1 protein-coding gene is annotated in these 519 nt (G+C 47.8%); it reads left to right on the top strand.

Features of this window, described 5'->3' with window-relative positions; genetic code table 11:
- A partial coding sequence (locus tag I6E11_RS15545) for a TraG family conjugative transposon ATPase (RefSeq protein ID WP_235338852.1) occupies window positions 1-519 on the top strand: 519 nt, incomplete at both ends.

The raw sequence follows: 519 nt of genomic DNA on the forward strand, positions 1-519 counted from the left end.
TCAACGGATTCTACGAGTTTGTGCGTGATGACTACCGCCGGATGATTGAGGAGAAGAAAGTCCGTGAGAAGGATTTTGACATCGACGGTTTCCTGAACGTGCTGGAACCGTTCTACCGTGGCGGTGACTATGATTTCCTGCTTAATTCGGAAAAGGAACTGGATCTTACCAACAAGCGCTTTATTGTATTTGAGTTGGACAATATCAGCGGGAACAAGGTGCTTCTGCCCGTGGTCACGCTGATAATCATGGAAACCTTCATCGCCAAGATGCGCCGTTTGAAAGGCACCCGCAAAATGATACTCATTGAGGAATGCTGGAAAGCCCTGATGTCCGCCAATATGAGCGAGTACATACGCTATCTTTTCAAGACCGTCAGAAAATATTTCGGGGAGGCCGTGGTGGTCACCCAGGAAGTGGATGACATCATCAGTTCCCCTGTCGTGAAGGAAGCTATCATCAACAACAGTGACTGCAAGATTCTTCTTGACCAGCGGAAATACATGAACAAGTTCGACC

Origin of the sequence: Bacteroides caecigallinarum (assembly GCF_021531075.1) — a bacterium.
Taxonomy (GTDB): Bacteria; Bacteroidota; Bacteroidia; order Bacteroidales; family Bacteroidaceae; genus Phocaeicola; species Phocaeicola caecigallinarum_B.